This window comes from Microvirga mediterraneensis, assembly GCF_013520865.1.
Classification (GTDB): domain Bacteria; phylum Pseudomonadota; class Alphaproteobacteria; order Rhizobiales; family Beijerinckiaceae; genus Microvirga; species Microvirga mediterraneensis.
Window position 1 is genome coordinate 4,600,982 of sequence record NZ_JACDXJ010000001.1, and the last position, 18,012, is coordinate 4,618,993.

The window sequence follows — 18,012 nt, forward strand, 5'->3', positions numbered from 1 at the left end:
AATTTTGGTTCCCCGCTTCAGTCGGCCGCCACACTCCGTCAGTTCAGAATGTTGCTGTTGGGCTGAGCGAACAGACTCTTGAGATCATCCGACATCGGAAAATCGAGGTTGAGGCCGCGGGGCGGGATCGGCGACATGAACCACTTCTGGTAGATCTGAGCGGCCTTCCCCGAGGTCTGCAGTTCGGCTATCGTCGTGTCCAGAAGCTGCTTCATCTGCGTATCGCCCTTGCGCACCATGCAGCCATAGCTTTCACGGGACTGCGGCGTGCCGGTGATGACGTACTTGGAAGCATCCTTCGCCTTCGCCCGCTCGCCGGCCAGAAGCGCATCATCCATCATCATAGCCTTGGCGCGCCCGGTCGACAGCATCAGGAAGGACTCAGCATGGTCCTTGGCACTGACGATGTTCATGCCCATCTGCTGCTCGGCGTTCATCTTCCGCAGCAGGATTTCCGAGGTCGTCCCCGCGCCGACGACGACGTTCTGCCCCTTGAGATCGGGAAAATCGGTGATGCCCGAGTCCTTTGCCGCCATCAGCCGTGTGCCCACGACGAAGATGCTGTTTGTGAAATCAACCTGCTTCTCGCGCGACTCATTATGGGTCGTGGTCGTGCATTCGAAGTCGATGGTCCCGTTCTGCAGAAGCGAGATGCGATTCTGGGACGTGATCGGCAGTTTCCTGACCTCCAGATCAGCGCGTCCGATCCTTGCTTTAATCTGCTCGATGACCGCGCTTGTGACGTCCATGGAGTATCCGATTGGGTTCTTTCCATCGTCGTAATAAGAAAACGGGATCGATGCCTCGCGATATCCGACCACGACGACGCCGTCATTCGCGACCTTCGCCAGGGTGCCGTCCAACCCTGCCGTCTGTGCGTGAGCGGCCGTTGCGCCGACGCTGATCACCGCGGCCGCTGCGACACTCGCGAAGTATCCTGCAATCGCCATCTTCATTCGGTCTTTCCCTTGTTGTTCAGTATTGCGGACACATCGATCACGTACATCTGCCGTTCGTGTTCGTGCATCGAGTCAATGCAGACGCGCTGACCATCTTGGCTCCATCGTGGATGCAAATCGCAGCGGTTTTCCTTGGTCAAGTGCGGATCGGCATAAAAGATTCCGACATCGTGACGCACGTTCCGTTCGACATCGAAAAGGATGAGAGCTCGCTCGTTCGTCACTGGATCCGGGTAGGTATCCGTCAGAAGCCATCTTTTGTTGATCGGAGAATAGGTCATGTGACCATTCTCCGTCAGGATCCCGTCCCCGACGATCGTCACCCGAGCCGGACGAACGTCCTCGTAAAGATGATAATGGATCGCGCCGTCATGCGGTCCCCAGACGATGATATGGCGATCATCCCGCCACAAGGGGTGTGAAATCTGGTATTCTGACTTTTCGTAATCGAAGGTGCCTACCTGGCTCGGATCGAAATCCTCGGCCAGTTGCGGCAGCGGGTGATCCGAGCATTCCAGGATGCGCACGTCGTTGCCGTTGGGATCCATCGTGATCAGGCGATGCAGGAAGCAGGTTTCATCCTCGACCCGTTCGGTCCAGCGATGCAGGAAAAGGACCCGGTCCGAGGACGGGTTGATCTCGATATGGCTGACCCAGTGAATTGCCCGGTCCATCGAGGGCCTGTGATCGAGTGCCTTCAGCTCCGCGTAGCTGATCAGCTGCCGAACCTCGCCCGTTTCCAGATCGACCCGGTGGATGCCGTCGTCAGGGGGACACAGCGGCAGGTCGCTTTTCGCGCCATCCTGCCCGACATAGCCAATCGTCTTGTGTGTTATGTAGAGCCGCTCGTAGTCGACCGTCAGGGCATAGCGGCCATTCGGCGCCGCGACATAGATGGGCGCGTCGAGTTCGTGCGGCTCTCCAGTATCCAGGTCGTGGATGACCGCGCCAAAGCCTGGATACAGGCCGCCTTTTGCACGCACGTTGTAGATCAGCCGTCGGCTGCTCGCAGCATCCAGCCACTGCAGCTGGCTTCCCATCTGCCAGTTCCAGGCGGTCGTTGCACCTATGACATGAAAGGCACCATCGCCGGCCATATTGAAATAGCCGATCTCGGCAACTGAATCTGCCCTGATCACGAAGTCACGTGCCGGGACGCGATGACCAAGCAGCAATCGATCCTGTGCGCCCCAATTGGTCTTGTCGTAGTAACCAAAGAAGTGATGTCCCGCATCGTTGCCAACACGGAGTACGGGCCGGGCTGGCTTCAGGGCTTTGTTCGACGTTTCAAGGGTAGAATTCACAGATGCCTCATTGGTCAGCACGTCATATTGGACCTGCTGACGGCCAACCTAGTAGCGACTGAGAATGCTGAAAAATACTTTGTTGACACATATCTATGCACATTTGATATAGTTAGGATCGTAATTCCCAAGGTGCGAGCGGGTGTCCAAACCTTATAGTTTTCAACAAATTCAAGCTTTTAAGGCCGTCATGGAGACCGGCACGACCACCACTGCCGCAATAGCACTGAACACGACGCAGCCGTCGATCAGCCGAAAGCTCGCAGATTTTCAACGTGCGACCGGACTCAAGCTGTTCGAGCACCACCACGGACGGCTCCGGCCTACTCGGGAGGGGCGCCAGCTCTATGAATCCGTCCGGCGGAATTTCGAAGGGCTTGAGAAGATTGAGACGGCTGTCGGTATTCTGCGCAAGTCAGGCGCCGGCGTTCTGCGCCTAGGAAGCACCTCAACCTTGGCCACGGGCCTGCTGCCGCAGGTGATCAAGCGTTTCCTGGCCCAATTCCCTGGCACCTTCGTTGGGCTTCAGACCCTGCCGACGCCTCAGCTTGCGGAGCTGCTGAACCAGAACCTGATCGACCTTGCCGTGACCACGGGCGATGTGGACCCATCGATCTTCGAAACCCGCATCCTGACGACGACCTCAGCCGTCTGCATCGTTCCGCAGAATCACCCACTGGCGTGTTCAGACTGGGTCGATTTGGAAGAACTGCGCAGGCATCAGATGATCCTGCTCAACGATTCGGACAACATCGTGATCCGTATGCGTGAACTGCTGAACGGGCTCGGCGCTCCAGAGAACATCGTGGTCGAGACGAACTCCTCGATTACCATCTGCGCGCTCGTCGTGGCAGGGGTAGGCGTCGGCATCGTCAATCCGTACATCGCGAACACCATGTCCCAAGGGCTGGTCATCAAGGAACTGCGTCCCTCAATTCGTGTCGATGTATCGCTGGTCCGCTCCATGACGCTTGCCCCGTCACTTCTAGGCGAGGCCTTTTCCCGTCTACTTGCAGATACGATCGCTTAGACGCGTTCTCCTTCGTCGATCTGATGCACGGACGAGCCGGAATTTACGATCCACTCCGTCAGAACGCCTTGTGATCTTGGTGCAGAAAAAGGGAACTGCCATGTCCGGGCGCCGCCCTTCTGGCAAGGTGATTGCTGACGGCGCATTGGCCAAGCGGGGCGGATGCAGTTGTACCTCCAACCTTGGAGGCCGGGACCTCATTATTGCGAGATCTGATATTCAACGCTGGAACCGGTCACTCACAATATAGCGCGTTTGGCTGCGGCAAGACATCTTCCTTACTCCATCCATGAACCTCCGGACCTGACGCCTCGATTACTCCGTTACCCACTCACATCGTGCCGGATGCAGGCCTTGAAGTGACCAGGAGAAACCTCTTCGAGGGGGGGCACCATTGCCGCACATTGCTCAACCGCGTGCAGGCAACGGGTACGAAACACACACCCGGAAGGCGGATTCGCAGGGCTTGGAATATCCCCCTTTAGGATCTGCCGAGTACGGGCTCTGGCGGGATCCGGAGACGGGATCGCCGAGAGCAGCGCCCGCGTATACGGATGCCGCGGATCGGCATAGAGCTTCTCGCTCGGCGCAATTTCCATGATGCGCCCCAGGTAGAGCACGATGACCGTATCACAGATGTATTCGACGACTGCCAAGTCATGCGAGATGAACAGCATCGTCAATCCGAGGCGAACCTGCAGGCCGCGCAGCAGATTGATGATCTGAGCTTGGATCGAGACATCGAGTGCCGAAACTGGTTCATCTGCTACGATTAGCTGAGGTTCGAGCGCTAACGCTCGCGCGATTCCAATACGCTGGCGCTGCCCACCCGAGAACTCATGCGCGTAGCGGTCAAAGGCATCGGCTGGCAGATCGACGGCGGCAAGTGTCGCCCTGGCGCGCTGTATCCGCTCCTGGACCGTTCCCACATGTTGGATTTCAAGTCCTTCGGTCAGGATCTGTCCGATGGTCATACGCGGCGACAGACTCGCGAATGGATCCTGGAAAATATACTGCATGCTCTTGCGCTGCCGACGCATCTGAGATGCTGTGAGCTTCGTGATGTCGATGCCATTGAAGCGAACCTCACCGGACGTCGGCTCGATCAAGCGCAGAACAGAGCGTCCAATTGTGGTTTTGCCGCTGCCTGACTCACCTACGAGGCCGACGACCGTTCCGCGTGGCACATCAAAGGAGACATTCTCGATCGCGCGAACGACGGATCTGCGGGAAAAGCCCATTGGCTTGAAATGCTTGGTCAGCCCCCTGACTGAGAGCAGCGGCTGTTCCATACCTAAACTTCCTTCCATCGGATGCAGCGGCTCTTCTGGCTGTTGCCGGTTTCATATAACGGCGGGACATCGACCCGACATGCGTCGATCGAATAGAGGCATCGTGGTGCAAAGGAGCAGCCGTTCGGAAGCTGAACGAGGCTTGGCACGGATCCTGGAATCGTCGGCAGTGGAGTACCTTGCAGCTTCAATGCGGTTGCTTCTCCCAGCTTCGGGATCGACCGCATCAGACCGATCGTGTAGGGATGACGTGGATGTGCAAACACCTCGGCCACCATGCCCGTCTCGACGATACGCCCGGCATACATCACAGCCACCCGATCAGCGATCTCCGCCACTATGCCCAGGTTATGAGTGACGAACAGGATCCCCATGCCCCGATCCGCTTGCAGCTTCTGCAGGAGGTCGAGAATCTGGGCTTGGATCGTCACGTCGAGCGCGGTGGTCGGCTCATCGGCAATCAGGAGCACCGGATCACAGGCAAGCGCCATCGCGATGGTGGCACGTTGGCGCATGCCGCCTGAGAGCTCGTGCGGATACTGATCGGCGCGCCGCTCGGGATCGGGAATGCCGACATCGGCCAGGAGTTTGATCGCGGCAGCCGCGGCATCCTTGTGGCTCCGCCCGAGGTGAATACGCATAGGCTCGGCGATCTGCTCGCCGATTGTATAAACCGGGTTCAGGCTCGTCATAGGTTCCTGGAACACCATGGCGATGTCATTGCCTCTGATCTGCCGCATACCCTCGGCATCGAGCTGCGTGAGGTCCTGAGTTTGTCCTGTCTTGCCCCGAAACAGGATGCTACCCTCAGCCACCTGCCCCATTCCTCTCGGTAGAAGGCCCATCACCGACAGGCTGGTGACGGACTTGCCCGATCCGGACTCCCCGACCAGTGCCAGGGTTTCGCCTGGCTTAATCGTCAGGTTCAGATCCTGTACGGCGGCCACCGGACGTCCGCCGATGCGAAATACCGTTTTCAAGCCGGAGATATCCAGGATCGGGGTGACATGCATGGCTTCAGCTCGCGAGCCCAGCAGCACGGACGATTGCCTCCACCTTTGTGGCTTCCTCGGCATTGAGCGATCGCTGAGGCCGGGCCATCGTGTTGGTGGCAATGATGCCGAGAGCGTGCATCGCAGTCTTGAAGGCACCAACTCCCGCCGATCCCGCGCTGGTGCGTGGCAATGAAACCCAGACCATTTCAAAAAGCCGGCACAGGCGCTCCTGCTCCTTGCGCGCGGCCTCCCAATCTCCGGCTTGAGCATGGTCCCACAGCCGTACGTAGCCGTGAGGGTCCACGTTCGCGAGCCCGGGAACTACGCCATGGGCTCCCATCTGGAGGACGTTATCGACGACGATCTCGGAGCCTGTCATGAGGAAGATGTCGGGTTGGTCCATGAGATCAAGCAGGCAAAATCGGAAATTGCCGTCGTCGCCGCTCGAATCCTTGAGCCCTGCAATCGTTCCTTCGCGGGCCAGAGCCACTGTCGTCTTCCTCTCCAGCTTGGTGTGCACGCAGACCGGAATATCGTAAGCGATTACAGGCAGATCAATTGCTTCACGCACGTAACGGAAATGGTCGACGACCTCCGGTTGGCTCGTGCGGGTATAGAAGGGAGCGGTCACCACCACTGCATCTACCCCGATCGACTGCGCCGTTCTGGCGTGGCCGATGACCCGGTCCGTCGTCGGATCGATGACGCCGGCCAAAACCGGCAAGCGTCCGTTCACCACTTTCACGGTGTGTTCGAGGATCTGACGCCGGGTTGCCTCGTCGTGGAAAATCACCTCACTCGTTGAGCCGAGAACAAAGAGGCCATGCACGCCACCTGCGATGAGATGTTCCAGAACCTTGGTGTAGGACGGATAGTCGACCTCGTAGGTTTCGGTTAGAGGAGTGACAACGGGAGGAACGACGCCGCGAAAAGTAGTCATGATGAGCCTTTGGTGGTCGGTTATTTAAGATCTGAGCGAGGGTCGAAGGCGTCTCGCAGGCCGTCGCCCACGAAGTTTATCGCCAGTACCGTGATGACGAGCGCTGCGCCCGGGAACATCCATTGCCAGACATACTGCTCGAGCACGCTGGTAGAGCGGGCGGCGTTCAGCATGTTGCCCCAGCTGGCCTCCGGGGGAGCGATACCGAGTCCGAGGAAGGAGAGGCCCGCCTCGAGCAGGATTGCATTGGCGATCTGCAGGGTTGCGTAGACCACGAGGATGTCGATGCAGTTTGGAAGACCGTGCCGGAACAGAAGGTGCCTCATCCCGGCTCCCATGCCGCGGGCGGCGACGACGAAGTCACGTTCGCGCAGCTCGAGAAGGCGGGCGCGGACCATGCGTGACAGCACGGGCCAGGACAGCAACGAGATGACGGCGATTGTCGGGACAATTCCCGTGCCGACAATTGAGGCGAGAACAAGCAGCAGGATCACCGGCGGAAGCGTCATGGCAAGGTCGACGAAGCGCATGATGGCGCCGTCAGCCAACCGGCCGCTGAAGGACGATACGGCACCCACGAGAAAGCCGATCACCAATGAAACTCCGACTGATGTGACAGCAACGAGGAGCGATGTCCGACCGCCCTGCATCAGGCGCGCGAGGATATCGCGCCCGACCCCATCCGTCCCGAACCAGTGACTGGCGCTGGGGCTCTTGTTGAGGGCCCTCAGGTCGATCTGGTTGGGTGTGTAGGACCACCAGAGCGGATAGGTCAGGATTGCGGTGAGAATGATGAGGAGGACCAGTAATCCCAACAAGGCCACTCGATTGGTGATAAACCGACCGAGGGCCCGAGCGGTAGGCCCCCTATGCTTGGCAGAAACGTCGATCGTCGCGGCACTCATCGTCAGGCTACCTGGATACGAGGGTCGACAGCCGCATAGGCGATGTCAGTGAGGAGATTGACCACAATGACACAGGCTCCGATGATGAGCGTAGCCCCCATAATGACCGGGTAGTCGCGTGTGTCGACAGCATTGATCAGCAGCAGGCCCATGCCCGGCCAGTTGAACACGCTCTCGATGAAGATTGCGCCGCCTACAGCGATGCCGATGGTCGACCCGATGAGGGTAACCACCGGCAGGAGTGCGTTACGAACCGCATGCTTCATGATGACCCAGAACTCCTTCACACCTTTCGCTCGGGCGGTGCGAACATAATCCTGGTTCAAAACCTCGATAAGCGACGCGCGCATATAGCGCATGATCAGCGCTGCATGGCCAATGGAGAGAAGGCACGCGGGCAGAACGAGGTGAGACAGGAGATCACCAAGTGAGAAGGGGGCGCCAGGGGTTAGCATGCCGCCGGAAGGTGCCCAGCGGAGGACCACCGAGAATAGGTAAAGCCCGAGGATCGCCGTCAGGAAGGCCGGGCTCGAAATGCCCAGGAAGGCGATGACGGAGAAGCCGATGTCAGTCGAAGAATTTCGCCTGACGGCGCTGAGAACCCCCGTCGCTATGCCGGCCACGATTGCAAGGGCAAGCCCGGCGGCCATGAGCAGGACCGTGGGACCTATACGCTCCAGCACGAGGGGCAGAACCCTCACGCCGCTGCGCTGGATCGAATAGCCGAGATCGCCGGTAACCGCAGCCCGCAGCCATGCCAGATACTGGACGGGCAGAGGCTGGTCGAAGCCGAGACGGACGCGCAACGCGTCCATTTCCGCTTGGGACATCGCAACGTTGGGGTTGATATAGGCATCAATCGGATCGCCAGGCGCCAAACGAAGAAGGACGAAGACGAGCATGCTCAGGGCAACGAGCATCAACAGGCCGGTGGCGATGCGCCTCAGGATGTATGGCAGCATGAGAATGCCCTTTTGACTTTGGGAAGGCAGCTTTGACAGGCGCAAGCCGCCCTCCCCTTTTGCTCTGACAGATGAGCTTATTTCTCGATCGACCACTTCTCTGGGTGGGCGTTATAAGGTCCGCCGGCGGGAGCAGGTACCCAGACGAAGTCCTTGAGCTTCGCTGAAGCGACGCCGTAGCGGTTGGCAACCCACATGGTAGCCCAAGGGAGATTGGCGTTCATCGCCTTGCATACATCCTGGTAGCGCTTGTTGAGCTGCTGCGGATCGGTCTCGGCGAGTGCGGTGTCAAACGCCTTGGTCAGCTCCGGCATGTCGACGCGCAGGAAGTTCGCCCCCGCAGGGGGCTTCTGCGCTGCGTTCAAACCGATATTGAGGCCGGACGGATCGGGCCCATTCTGTAGGCCGGCGTAGACCAGCGGAAATTGGCTGAAATCGGGGTTGGCGGCATAGATGATGCCGTTGTAGGTCGGCGTGTCGACCACGCGCGGCACCACATTGATGCCGACCTGCGCGAGCATGGCCTGTACCGCGGCCATGACGTTGGCAGCCTGTGGCGTATTGTAGTAGGTGAGCCAAGTGATCGGCTTGCTGCCGTTAACCTTGTCCCATCCGGCTTCGCCCAGAAGAGCTTTGGCCTTGGCCGGGTCGTAGGCGTACGCGCTCAAACCCTCCGGGACAAGCTGCTTGGCGACATAGCCGCAGTTGGCGGCCGTTGCAGCTCCCCCATAAAGGCTATCGATAATCGCCTGTCGATCGATAGCGTGCATCACGGCCTGGCGCACCCGCACGTCCTTCCAGAGCGGAACCTGCTGGTTGAAGCCGAGATAGTTGACGACGAAGGACTGCCCCTCGATGACCTTGAACTCTTTGTTGCTCTTGAACGCAGGAACATCATCGGGCTCGACATAGGTGAACTGGATTTCGCCTGCCCGCAGCGCCGCGACGGCTGCGGCGGTGTTCTTGAAGTAGCGGTTGATCACTCGGTCCACCTTCGGGCGGCCAAGGCGGTAATCGTCATCGGCGACGAGTTCGACGTATTGGTCTGTCACGTACTGCTTGAACTTGAATGGTCCGGTTCCAACCGGCTTGGTCGCCCACCACGTGCTGGTCGCCAGTTCCTTCGGCGTTGTGCCGGCAAGCGCATGTTCGGGCAGGATCATGAGCTTCGTCAGCGTCGCCAGGAACCCGGCATCCGGACGCGAGAGCTTAATGATCGCCGTACGTTCATCGGGTGTCTCAACGGAGGAGATCGCATTAAGGCGGGCGGCAAAAACCGTTCCGGTCTCGCCGTTCTTGGCAAGGTCGACCGTGAACTTGACGTCCTTGGAGGTAAAGGGTTTGCCGTCATGCCAGGTTTCGGCGGCAAGCTTGAACGTGTACTCGGTCTTGTCAGCGTTGACGGTGTACTCGGTAGCGAGAGCGCCCTCGATCGCTGTCAGGTCGGCATTATAATTGACCAGGGGCTCAAAATAGACGTTGAGCCAAGTAAAACCGCCTGTCGCCGCGAGTGGGTTGAAGTTACCCTGAAAGCCGCCTGGACCAACGTCAAAGCCACCGGTGATGGTCTTCTGTTCCTGAGCGGCTACCGAAGTGGTCAGGGCTGCGGCCCCAATCAGCCCCGCAATGGAGATAGCTCGTTTCAATGTCTTCAGCTGCATCGTTTCCTCCCGTTATCCGTTGGTCGACTTTTTGTTGTTGGCGATCACATCGAGAATGCCCTCGTAATGTCTGTCGAGCCTCTCCCGGGCTCGTTCGATATCGCGCGCCGCGACCGCTTCGACGATCTCGTGATGGTCGCGCCACGTCGAGAGCGGGTCGGAGTTGGCAAGATTGGCAAAGTTGGAAGCCTTGTAGAAGGCTCGCCAGAAGATCTCGATCAAACCGGTGAGCATCCGGTTGTTCTGGCATCGAAAGAGGAGACGGTGAAACTGCTCATCCTCCTCGGCAAAGCTCTCGTCTCGCTCGGCGCGCTGGCGCATGCGCTCCGTTACCTGGCGCAGAGCGGTGAGATCCTCCTCACCAATCATCTCGACCGTCTTGTGGATGAGGCCGGTTTCCAGGACGCGACGCAGCTCGCGAAGTTCCTCGACGTCCCTCAGGGTATCACCAAGACCATAGGCGAGATTGTCGAGGAGCGGCTGGAATGAGAACTCCTTCACGAAGACGCCAATCCCGCGGCGGGTCTCCAGGACCCCTACCGACTCAAGCGCCTTGATGGCTTCCCGCACGGAGTTGCGGCTCACGCCGAGCTGCTGAGCGAGGAAGGATTCGGGCGGCAGTGCATCCCCGGCCTTGAGCTGATTGTCCTCGATATAGCCGCGCAGGCTCTCCTGCACCGTCACGTGCAGGGAGGGGGGCTTGGTCAAGGGCTTGATGCCTCTCAGGCCAGACATTGTTCACTCCGCTCGCTGCTGTGAAACACAGAATCCGGCTTGCTGCATATCAGCTTGTAGGATATCCATCAAGTGGGCAACTGAATAGGTTTGTCATATGAGGGTTTGTCTCCTAGGCGTAAGTCATTGGCACGCCGCGATGCATCTGGATGCGGTCAGGTTCTCAGACGGCGAGGTCACAAATGTTTGGGACGCCGACCCTAAAAGAGGAGCCGACTTTGCTGGCATCCATGGCGTTTCGGTTTGTGACCGCGTCGAACAGGCGCTTGAGAGAAAGCCCGACTTGGCGGTTGTCATGGGCTCGCCAGACAAGGTTCCAGACCTCGCTCTGAAAGTCATTTCCGCTGGCATCCCAATGGCCCTCGAAAAGCCCGCAGCCTCGACGACCAAGGAGTTGCTGCGGATCGTCGAGGCTGCCCAAAGTCACGGCAGCTTTGTTGCTGTGCCCCTCCCGAACCGCTTCGGACCTGTCTTCTGCGCGATGGCTGCGCTTGAGACGGATGGCCGCCTCGGCGAGCTCGCCTACGGTCATTTCCGGATCGTCAACGGACCTCCTCAACGCTATCGCGACGATGGGGTCGACTGGATGCTCGATCCGACAATCGGAGGCGGCGGAGCGCTGCGAAACCTCGGCATTCACGGAATCGATGCAGCCGTCTCGCTCGCTCAGGGCCCCTTGCGCATCGTCTCAGCCTCGGTCGCCAATCGCATCCACGACGAGCCGGTCGAAGACCATGCCCATGTGGTCCTGTGTGACGATGCCGGAACGCTCTTCACAGTCGAGGCTGGCTACACCTTCGCCTCCATGTCCCCGGGCGGGGACTTCGAGTGGCGGATCGCTACGGGCAACGCTTACCTGATTGACCGAGGCGAGACGGCGCAGTGCGCGACCCTGGACGACAGGAGCATCCGCATGCTCGCCCCTGAACATCCTAGCACGCGCTACCGCTTGTTCATGGCCGACACGTTCGACCGGCTTCGCTCGGGCAAGCGCCCGGCCGTCAGCATTGAGGATTACTTGGCAGCGATGGAGGTCATCGATGCCGCATATGAGAAGGCGAAGGCATGATCGGTGTAGGAATTATCGGGGCGGGTCACTTCGGCGCGGTTCATGCCCGCGCGATGACCGAGGTCGACGAGGTCAGGCTCGTCGCATCCTGTCGGGAGAACGCAGACGCAGCCGCCGCCTTTGCGGCTGAACATGGTGGCAAGAGTTACGGCGACTGGCGGGCCTTGCTGGACGATCCGATGGTCAATGCCGTGCTCATCGCCACGCCACACCACCTCCACGAAGAAATCACCATCGCGGCCGCCCAAGCCGGAAAGCATATTCTGCTGGAAAAGCCTATGGCACCCAGCTTGTCTGCTTGCGACACCATGCTCGCGGCCGCAGAGACAACACGCGTCAAGCTCATGATTGGGCACGTGATGCACTTCGCCCTACCCTGTCTCAGAGCCAAGGAGATCATCGACTCGGCCAAGCTCGGCGCTCCGGTTTTGGGTTCAAGCTGGATGATCAAGTTGTGGATGGAGAGCAACCGGCGGCCCTGGCATCTCAACCGTGCATCAGGGGGCGGGATGCTGATGACGGCCGGCATTCACGCGCTCGATCGGCTGATCTGGCTCATGGGGCAGCCGGTGGCTGGAGTCACGGCGATGGCCGGCACCTACTTCCACGAACAGGAGGCCGATGATGCGGCCCTGATCGGCTTGCGCTTTGCGAACGACCGGATCGGTCAGGTCGCCAGCGTCGGCTACCGGGACGGTGCGGTCACGTTCGCTATGGATCTTGTGTGCGAGAAAGGCACGATCCGGATCGATTTCGATCATGGGGTCTCCACAGGCCAAGGCGGCGTCTGGACGCCGGTTCCGGGCTCCATCGAGCCGAACTGGATGAGCGCAGCCGTGGCGCGCGAGTGGCAAGCCTTCGCCGCCAGCATCATCAACGATACGCCCTCCCCGGTTACCGGTTCCTATGGACGCCATGTGGTTGCCTGCATCGAGGCGGCTCATCAGGCCAGCGGCAGTCGGCGCGAGGTTCCTATCGCTGCCACTACGCTGGTGTAACGCCTCACTCGACACGCCACGAAGGTCCGGAACAGTCATGACATTTCAACCTGCGGCCACAGCGCTCACAGAAGCATTGAAGGGCGGACTGGTCGTCTCGTGCCAGCCTGTTCCTGGGGGCCCGTTCGACGATTCCGGATCCGTCGTGCGCTTCGCACTGGCCGCCCAAGATGCGGGTGCCCGCGGACTTCGGATCGAGGGCGTGGCCAACGTTGCCGCGGTTGCTGCTGCCTGCTCGATTCCGATCATCGGCCTTGTCAAGCGTGACCTCGCGGAAACGCCGGTCCGCATCACGCCTTGGATTGAGGACGTCGTCGCCCTTGCCGAGTCCGGCGCGGCGATTATCGCCTTCGATGCCACGGATAGACCAAGACCCGTGGCGGTCGGGACGTTGATCGAGAAGATCCATTCTCTGGGCTGCCTTGCGATGGCCGACATCGCGACGATCGCCGAAGCGAGAAACGCAAGCGCGCTTGGTGCAGACCTGATCGGCACCACCATGTCCGGTTATACCGACGTGGCTCCACCACCGCGAACGCCTGATATCAGGTTGGTGTGGGAAGCCTGTGGACTCGGCAAACCGGTCCTTGCCGAAGGCCGTTACAACGAGCCCCGTCTCGCGGCCGCGGCCATACGCGCAGGAGCCGCAGCGGTTGTTGTCGGCTCTGCCATCACCCGGCCGGAGCATATCACACGATGGTTCATTGATGCGATTGCCGTCGAAGCCGCTCCAGCAAGGCCGGTTCTCGCAATCGATATCGGCGGCAGCAAGACGGCCGTGGCGTTGGTCCTGAAAGACCGCATCCTCGAGCGGCGGCAAGTGCCGACGCTACCCGCCGATGGAGCGGAGGCATGGCTGCAAGCGGCCGCAGATGTCGCGCGGGATTGGCGCGGACAGTATGATGGTGTCGCGGCCGCCGTGACGGGTCTGATCAGGAACGGACTCTGGACAGCCGTCAATCCAGCGACCCTACCCGTTCCGGCAGACTTCCCGCTCGTGTCATGCTTGGCCGAGCAATTCGGTGATCCCGCCCTGGCCTTGAATGATGCTCAAGCTGCAGCTTGGGGCGAGTATCGCTTTGGTGCGGGCCGAGGGCGTGATCTGCTCTTCCTGACAGTATCGAGTGGAATTGGCGGAGGGGCTGTCGTCGGCGGTCAGCTTTTGAGCGGATCCGGGGGGCTTGCGGGGCATGTCGGCCAGATCCCGGTGCCAGTTCCGGGGAAACGCCATCACCGTCTGGAGGATTTAGCATCTGGCTTCGCCATTTCTGCAGCAGCCCGCGCTGAAGGCCATGATGCAGATGCCAAGACGGTTTTCGCCGCTATGGCAGCGGGCGAGAGTTGGGCGGAGGGCATCGTCGGCGAGGCTGTGGATCATCTGGCCCTGACTCTCCCGGGTTTACAGGCCCTCCTTGATCCACAGATCATGGTGATCGGTGGTGGCGTAGGCCTCGCGGCAGGTTTCCTGCCCCGTCTTGAAGCAGCTCTGTCCCGCTTCCCTTCTGCCCTCAAGCCTTCTCTGGCTCCGGCCCTCCTCGGCGCCGACGCTGGCCTATTAGGCGCGGCGGATCTTCTCAGAAGGCGGATGTCCCTTGAAACGGACACGACTCCAGCCGCTGGTGCGCCCGCGCCTAATGCGTAGCCACGGTCAATCTGCGACGACCCCGTATCTGAGGAGTGAGATGCCAACGCAGCTGAACACAGAAACAAGCATGCTTCGCGAGGCGTTTGAGGCGCCTGAGGTTGTGGCGCGTCTGCTTGCGAGCAACGCGCCGCTGTGCCGCGAGCTCGGCGCGCGCCTGCGCGCGTCCCCGCCGCCGTTTGCCGTCACCTGCGCGCGCGGCAGCTCGGACAACGCCGCCACCTTCGTCAAGTACCTGCTCGAGATCCAGTCCGGCCTCGTCACCGCCTCGGTCGGCCCGTCCGTGACCTCCGTCTACGCGGCGCGCCCGCGCATGCGCGATGCCCTCTTCCTCGCCGTGTCGCAATCGGGCCGCAGCCCCGACATCCTCAACCTCGCCCAGGCCGGCCGCGACGACGGCGCCCTGACGGTGGCGCTCGTCAACGACACCTCCTCGCCGCTCGCCGCCACCTGCGAGGTCGTGCTGCCGCTCCATGCCGGCCCCGAGAAGAGCGTCGCCGCCACCAAGTCCTTCATCGCCGCGCTCGCCGCCGGCCTGCAGCTCGTGGCGCACTGGTCGCAGGACCGGGCGCTGCTCGATGCCCTCGACACCCTGCCCGACGTGCTCGCCAAAGCCGCCGCCACCGACTGGTCGGCGGCGCTGCCCGCCCTTACTGATGCCGACAACCTGTTCGTCGTCGGCCGCGGCGTCGGCTTCGCCGTCGCCCAGGAAGCCGCCCTCAAGCTCAAGGAAACCTCCGGCGTCCACGCCGAGGCGATGAGCGCCGCCGAGCTGATGCACGGCCCGTGGACGCTCGCGGGCGAGCACTTCCCGATCCTGTTGCTCAGCCAGCGGGAGGAGACCCGGGGGGGCGTCAACGATCTCGTGACCAAGCTCGCCGAGCGGGGCGTGCCCGTCCTCGTCGCCGGCGCCGCCGAGGGCCGCGCCCGCCTCGCCCTGCCGGGGAGCGAGGAGGCGCATCCCTATCTCGCCCCCCTCGCGCTCATCCAGAGCTTCTATCCCCTGGTGAACGCCATTGCCCTGGCGCGCGGCCGCAATCCCGACAGCCCGCCGCGCCTGCGCAAGGTGACGGAGACCGTGTGATGGCCACAGCCCTCGTGGGAGCCCGCGTCTTCGACGGCGCGCACATGCTCGACGGCCGCGCCGTCGTGATCGAGCACGGCCGCATCCGCGGCCTGCCGCAGGAGCAGGATCTGGGCGCCGGCATCGCGCGCCGCCAGGTCGAGGGCCTGCTGGCGCCCGGCTTCATCGACGTGCAGGTCAATGGCGGCGGCGGCGTGCTCTACAACGACGTGCGCAGCGTCGAGGGCATCCGCACCATCGCCGAAGCGCACCGCGCCTACGGCACCACCGGCCTGCTGCCGACCTTCATCACCGACACCCGCGAGACCATGGCGGAGGCCGTGGAGGCGATGCGCCAGGCTCTGGCCGCGCGCGTGCCCGGCGTGCTCGGCATCCACCTCGAAGGTCCCTTCATCAGCCCCGAGCGCAAGGGCGTGCACAACCCCGCCTTCATCCGGCCGCTGGAGGAGGAGGACCTCGCGATCCTCACCGCGCTCACCGAGGGCCGCACCCTGGTGACGCTGGCGCCCGAGCGCGTTGACATGGCGGCGATTGCGCGGCTGGCCGCCGCGGGCGTGCTGGTCTGCGCCGGGCACACGGCGGGCGATTACGCGACCATCGTGGAGGCGGTGCGCCATGGGCTGCGCGGCTTCACGCATCTGTTCAACGCCATGCCGCCGCTGGCCGGGCGCGATCCCGGCCCGGTGGGCGCGGCGCTCGACAGCCCGGACACCTGGTGCGGGCTGATCGTCGACGGGCACCATGTGAGCGATGCGGCCCTGCGCGTGGCGATCGCCGCCAAGGGGACGGAGCACATGATGCTGGTGACCGACGCCATGGCGGTGACCGGCACGGATCTGACCGGCTTCGACCTGCACGGCCGCACGATCCATCGCCGCGACGGCCGGCTCACCACGGCGGACGGCACGCTCGCGGGCTCCGACCTCGACATGGCGGGCGCCGTGCGCAACAGCGTGCAGCGGCTCGGCCTCGCCCTGCCGGCGGTGCTGCGCATGGCCTCGCTGATCCCGGCCCGGTTCCTGAGGCTCGATCACGAACGGGGCCGCATCGCGCCCGGCTACCACGCCGATCTCGTCCTCCTCGACGAAAGCCTCACCGTCAGGCAGACTTGGATCGGTGGGACAATGGAGTAGTAGTGGCGCGAGTTTAAAGTTGATCTGCGGTTTGGCGGTGGCGTTGTCCGTCGCCGCACCGGAGTAGTAAACTCTGCAACCCCTGGTGCGCCGGCAGAGCGTCGTCACCTGACGACAGCGTCTCCTGTCCCACCGTTTGGAGAGCTTGCTGGCTCAAGCTGGTGGAAGGCCGGTTCTCTCCCCTGACCCGCCGCTGTCTCCAGCGCAGACGCTTTGTCAGGCTTCATAGCCTGACAGGCACAATCCAAGACTGCATGGAGCAGAAGACATGGCAGGCTCCTGATACCGCGCGTGAGGACCATGTCTTGCGCAACGCGAAAATCCTCGCGGATGAGCGTGGAAGTTGCGATGAACTCATCGGTCATGGCCCGATGGGACGCGTGAGCCACTCACGTCGTATTCCTCTTGAGATGGCACGAGTATCGAATTCATAGGGAGCTCTGTAGTCGGATCGGGAGATCCACATTCGCTCATTCCGGCTTCAACCGGATGCGGCGCCCCCCGCCATGCACCTGGATAGTTTGCCCTGACACCCAGCTACCGGCTCGTGAGGCGAGCCAAAGGAAGGCGTTGGCGACGTCCTGCGGCGTGCCGGCTCGCCCGGTGAGGTTGTCAGGATGGGCCAGGGCATGCTGTGCCTTCTCGTCCAGACCTGCCGCGGCATAGCCTTCCGTCAGCACCGTGCCGATCAGGACCGTATTGATCCGTACCTCGCGGGCCAAGTAGTGCGCGAGACCCAGCATCAGGTGATTGAGTGCGGCCTTCGCAGCCGAGTAGGCGATAAAGTCGAAGGCGGGCTGTATGCCCACCAGCGAGCCGGAATTCGTGATGGTCGCATTCTCAGCTCTCAGCAGATGCGGGCGACAAGCCGCCGCCATGCGCATGGCCGAGAGCGTATTGAGCCTGTAGCTCTGTATCATATCCTCGTCGGAGACCGCGAGCGGGTCGTCGTAGGCGCGCCCCCAGCCAACATTGTTCACCAGGGTGGAGACGCCACCGAATGCCATCACCGTCTCATCCACACAGGCCCGGATATCGGCCTCCACCGTGACATCGCAGGCGACACCGCGCACGTCGCTTCCGCTCTCTTCGGCGATGACGGCTGCCGCCGCTTGCGCCTTTTTGCCATCAAGGTCGGCGATCATCACGCGGGCACCGGCCCCTGCGAAAGTGCGAGCGATGGCCTCACCGATGTTCTGCGCACCACCCGTGACGAGTGCGACATGGCCGTCCATGCGGAAGTCGGAGAAAGGATCGAAGCGGGTCATGAGAAGCTCCTCTGCGATGAGCCGCGCTCGCAGCA

Annotated in this window: 16 protein-coding genes; 6 read left to right on the plus strand and 10 right to left on the minus strand. The window is 61.7% G+C overall.

The features are described 5' to 3' along the window. Positions 1–38: 38 nt before the first annotated feature. Positions 39–956 carry a glutamate/aspartate ABC transporter substrate-binding protein gene (locus H0S73_RS21845; RefSeq protein ID WP_202049844.1) on the minus strand — a complete coding sequence of 306 codons (918 nt, stop codon included), beginning with the start codon at positions 954–956 and terminating at the stop codon, positions 39–41. Beyond that, entirely contained in the window at positions 953–2,263 is a 1,311-nt protein-coding gene (locus H0S73_RS21850) for a hypothetical protein (RefSeq protein WP_343058434.1), read from the minus strand. The genes H0S73_RS21845 and H0S73_RS21850 overlap by 4 nt, the downstream gene beginning before the upstream one ends. Positions 2,264–2,405: 142 nt before the next feature. On the opposite strand from H0S73_RS21850, the gene H0S73_RS21855 reads away from it, so the two are divergent. After that, complete coding sequence (locus H0S73_RS21855; protein ID WP_181054105.1) at positions 2,406–3,293, plus strand: LysR substrate-binding domain-containing protein; 888 nt, start codon at positions 2,406–2,408, stop codon at positions 3,291–3,293. A gap of 323 nt (positions 3,294–3,616) precedes the next feature. Here the strand turns inward: H0S73_RS21855 and H0S73_RS21860 are convergent, their stop codons facing one another. The 7 genes from H0S73_RS21860 to H0S73_RS21890 all read right to left on the minus strand — a co-directional run bounded on the left by H0S73_RS21860 (position 3,617) and on the right by H0S73_RS21890 (position 10,783). Further along, positions 3,617–4,585, minus strand: a complete 969-nt coding sequence (locus tag H0S73_RS21860; RefSeq protein ID WP_181054106.1) for an ABC transporter ATP-binding protein — start codon at positions 4,583–4,585, stop codon at positions 3,617–3,619. Positions 4,586–4,587: 2 nt separating this feature from the next. Further along, the gene (locus tag H0S73_RS21865) at positions 4,588–5,598 is read right to left on the minus strand and encodes an ABC transporter ATP-binding protein (RefSeq protein WP_181054429.1); all 1,011 of its coding nucleotides are present in this window, start codon (positions 5,596–5,598) and stop codon (positions 4,588–4,590) included. A 4-nt stretch (positions 5,599–5,602) separates the two neighbouring features. After that, the gene (locus H0S73_RS21870) at positions 5,603–6,520 is read right to left on the minus strand and encodes a dihydrodipicolinate synthase family protein (protein WP_181054107.1); all 918 of its coding nucleotides are present in this window, start codon (positions 6,518–6,520) and stop codon (positions 5,603–5,605) included. Between the two features lie 20 nt (positions 6,521–6,540). Next, positions 6,541–7,425 (minus strand): ABC transporter permease, encoded by an 885-nt coding sequence (locus H0S73_RS21875; protein ID WP_181054108.1) that lies wholly within the window; start codon positions 7,423–7,425, stop codon positions 6,541–6,543. Between the two features lie 2 nt (positions 7,426–7,427). Beyond that, entirely contained in the window at positions 7,428–8,387 is a 960-nt protein-coding gene (locus H0S73_RS21880) for an ABC transporter permease (RefSeq protein ID WP_181054109.1), read from the minus strand. A 77-nt stretch (positions 8,388–8,464) separates the two neighbouring features. Then, positions 8,465–10,048, minus strand: coding sequence for an ABC transporter substrate-binding protein (locus H0S73_RS21885; RefSeq protein ID WP_181054110.1), 1,584 nt, complete (start codon positions 10,046–10,048; stop codon positions 8,465–8,467). Positions 10,049–10,060: 12 nt separating this feature from the next. Further along, on the minus strand, positions 10,061–10,783 hold the full coding sequence (locus tag H0S73_RS21890; protein WP_181054111.1) for a FadR/GntR family transcriptional regulator: 723 nt from the start codon (positions 10,781–10,783) through the stop codon (positions 10,061–10,063). Between the two features lie 97 nt (positions 10,784–10,880). Between H0S73_RS21890 and H0S73_RS21895 the strand changes: the two genes are divergently transcribed. The 5 genes from H0S73_RS21895 (at position 10,881) to nagA (ending at position 16,709) form a co-directional block, all read left to right on the plus strand. After that, entirely contained in the window at positions 10,881–11,852 is a 972-nt protein-coding gene (locus tag H0S73_RS21895; protein ID WP_181054112.1) for a Gfo/Idh/MocA family protein, read from the plus strand. Then, entirely contained in the window at positions 11,849–12,850 is a 1,002-nt protein-coding gene (locus H0S73_RS21900; RefSeq protein WP_181054113.1) for a Gfo/Idh/MocA family protein, read from the plus strand. The genes H0S73_RS21895 and H0S73_RS21900 overlap by 4 nt, the downstream gene beginning before the upstream one ends. Before the next feature lie 37 nt (positions 12,851–12,887). Further along, positions 12,888–14,492: a putative N-acetylmannosamine-6-phosphate 2-epimerase gene (locus tag H0S73_RS21905; RefSeq protein ID WP_181054114.1), complete on the plus strand. Its 1,605-nt coding sequence runs from the start codon at positions 12,888–12,890 to the stop codon at positions 14,490–14,492. A 103-nt stretch (positions 14,493–14,595) separates the two neighbouring features. Then, positions 14,596–15,576 (plus strand): SIS domain-containing protein, encoded by a 981-nt coding sequence (locus tag H0S73_RS21910; RefSeq protein ID WP_343058435.1) that lies wholly within the window; start codon positions 14,596–14,598, stop codon positions 15,574–15,576. Next, on the plus strand, positions 15,576–16,709 hold the full coding sequence (nagA, locus tag H0S73_RS21915) for an N-acetylglucosamine-6-phosphate deacetylase (RefSeq protein WP_181054116.1): 1,134 nt from the start codon (positions 15,576–15,578) through the stop codon (positions 16,707–16,709). Before H0S73_RS21910 ends, nagA begins: the two co-directional genes overlap by 1 nt. A 470-nt stretch (positions 16,710–17,179) precedes the next feature. On the opposite strand, the gene H0S73_RS21920 is transcribed toward nagA, so the two are convergent. After that, positions 17,180–17,977, minus strand: a complete 798-nt coding sequence (locus tag H0S73_RS21920; RefSeq protein ID WP_181054117.1) for an SDR family oxidoreductase — start codon at positions 17,975–17,977, stop codon at positions 17,180–17,182. Positions 17,978–18,012: the final 35 nt, after the last annotated feature.

Coding starts and splice junctions, on each gene's coding strand:
- H0S73_RS21900 (WP_181054113.1), top strand. CDS start 11,849: ATGATCGGTGTAGGAATTATCGGGGCGGGTCACTTCGGCGCGGTTCAT.
- H0S73_RS21905 (WP_181054114.1), top strand. CDS start 12,888: ATGACATTTCAACCTGCGGCCACAGCGCTCACAGAAGCATTGAAGGGC.
- H0S73_RS21875 (WP_181054108.1), bottom strand. CDS start 7,425: ATGAGTGCCGCGACGATCGACGTTTCTGCCAAGCATAGGGGGCCTACC.
- H0S73_RS21895 (WP_181054112.1), top strand. CDS start 10,881: ATGAGGGTTTGTCTCCTAGGCGTAAGTCATTGGCACGCCGCGATGCAT.
- H0S73_RS21920 (WP_181054117.1), bottom strand. CDS start 17,977: ATGACCCGCTTCGATCCTTTCTCCGACTTCCGCATGGACGGCCATGTC.
- nagA (WP_181054116.1), top strand. CDS start 15,576: ATGGCCACAGCCCTCGTGGGAGCCCGCGTCTTCGACGGCGCGCACATG.
- H0S73_RS21880 (WP_181054109.1), bottom strand. CDS start 8,387: ATGCTGCCATACATCCTGAGGCGCATCGCCACCGGCCTGTTGATGCTC.
- H0S73_RS21890 (WP_181054111.1), bottom strand. CDS start 10,783: ATGTCTGGCCTGAGAGGCATCAAGCCCTTGACCAAGCCCCCCTCCCTG.
- H0S73_RS21845 (WP_202049844.1), bottom strand. CDS start 956: ATGAAGATGGCGATTGCAGGATACTTCGCGAGTGTCGCAGCGGCCGCG.
- H0S73_RS21860 (WP_181054106.1), bottom strand. CDS start 4,585: ATGGAACAGCCGCTGCTCTCAGTCAGGGGGCTGACCAAGCATTTCAAG.
- H0S73_RS21865 (WP_181054429.1), bottom strand. CDS start 5,598: ATGCATGTCACCCCGATCCTGGATATCTCCGGCTTGAAAACGGTATTT.
- H0S73_RS21885 (WP_181054110.1), bottom strand. CDS start 10,048: ATGCAGCTGAAGACATTGAAACGAGCTATCTCCATTGCGGGGCTGATT.
- H0S73_RS21870 (WP_181054107.1), bottom strand. CDS start 6,520: ATGACTACTTTTCGCGGCGTCGTTCCTCCCGTTGTCACTCCTCTAACC.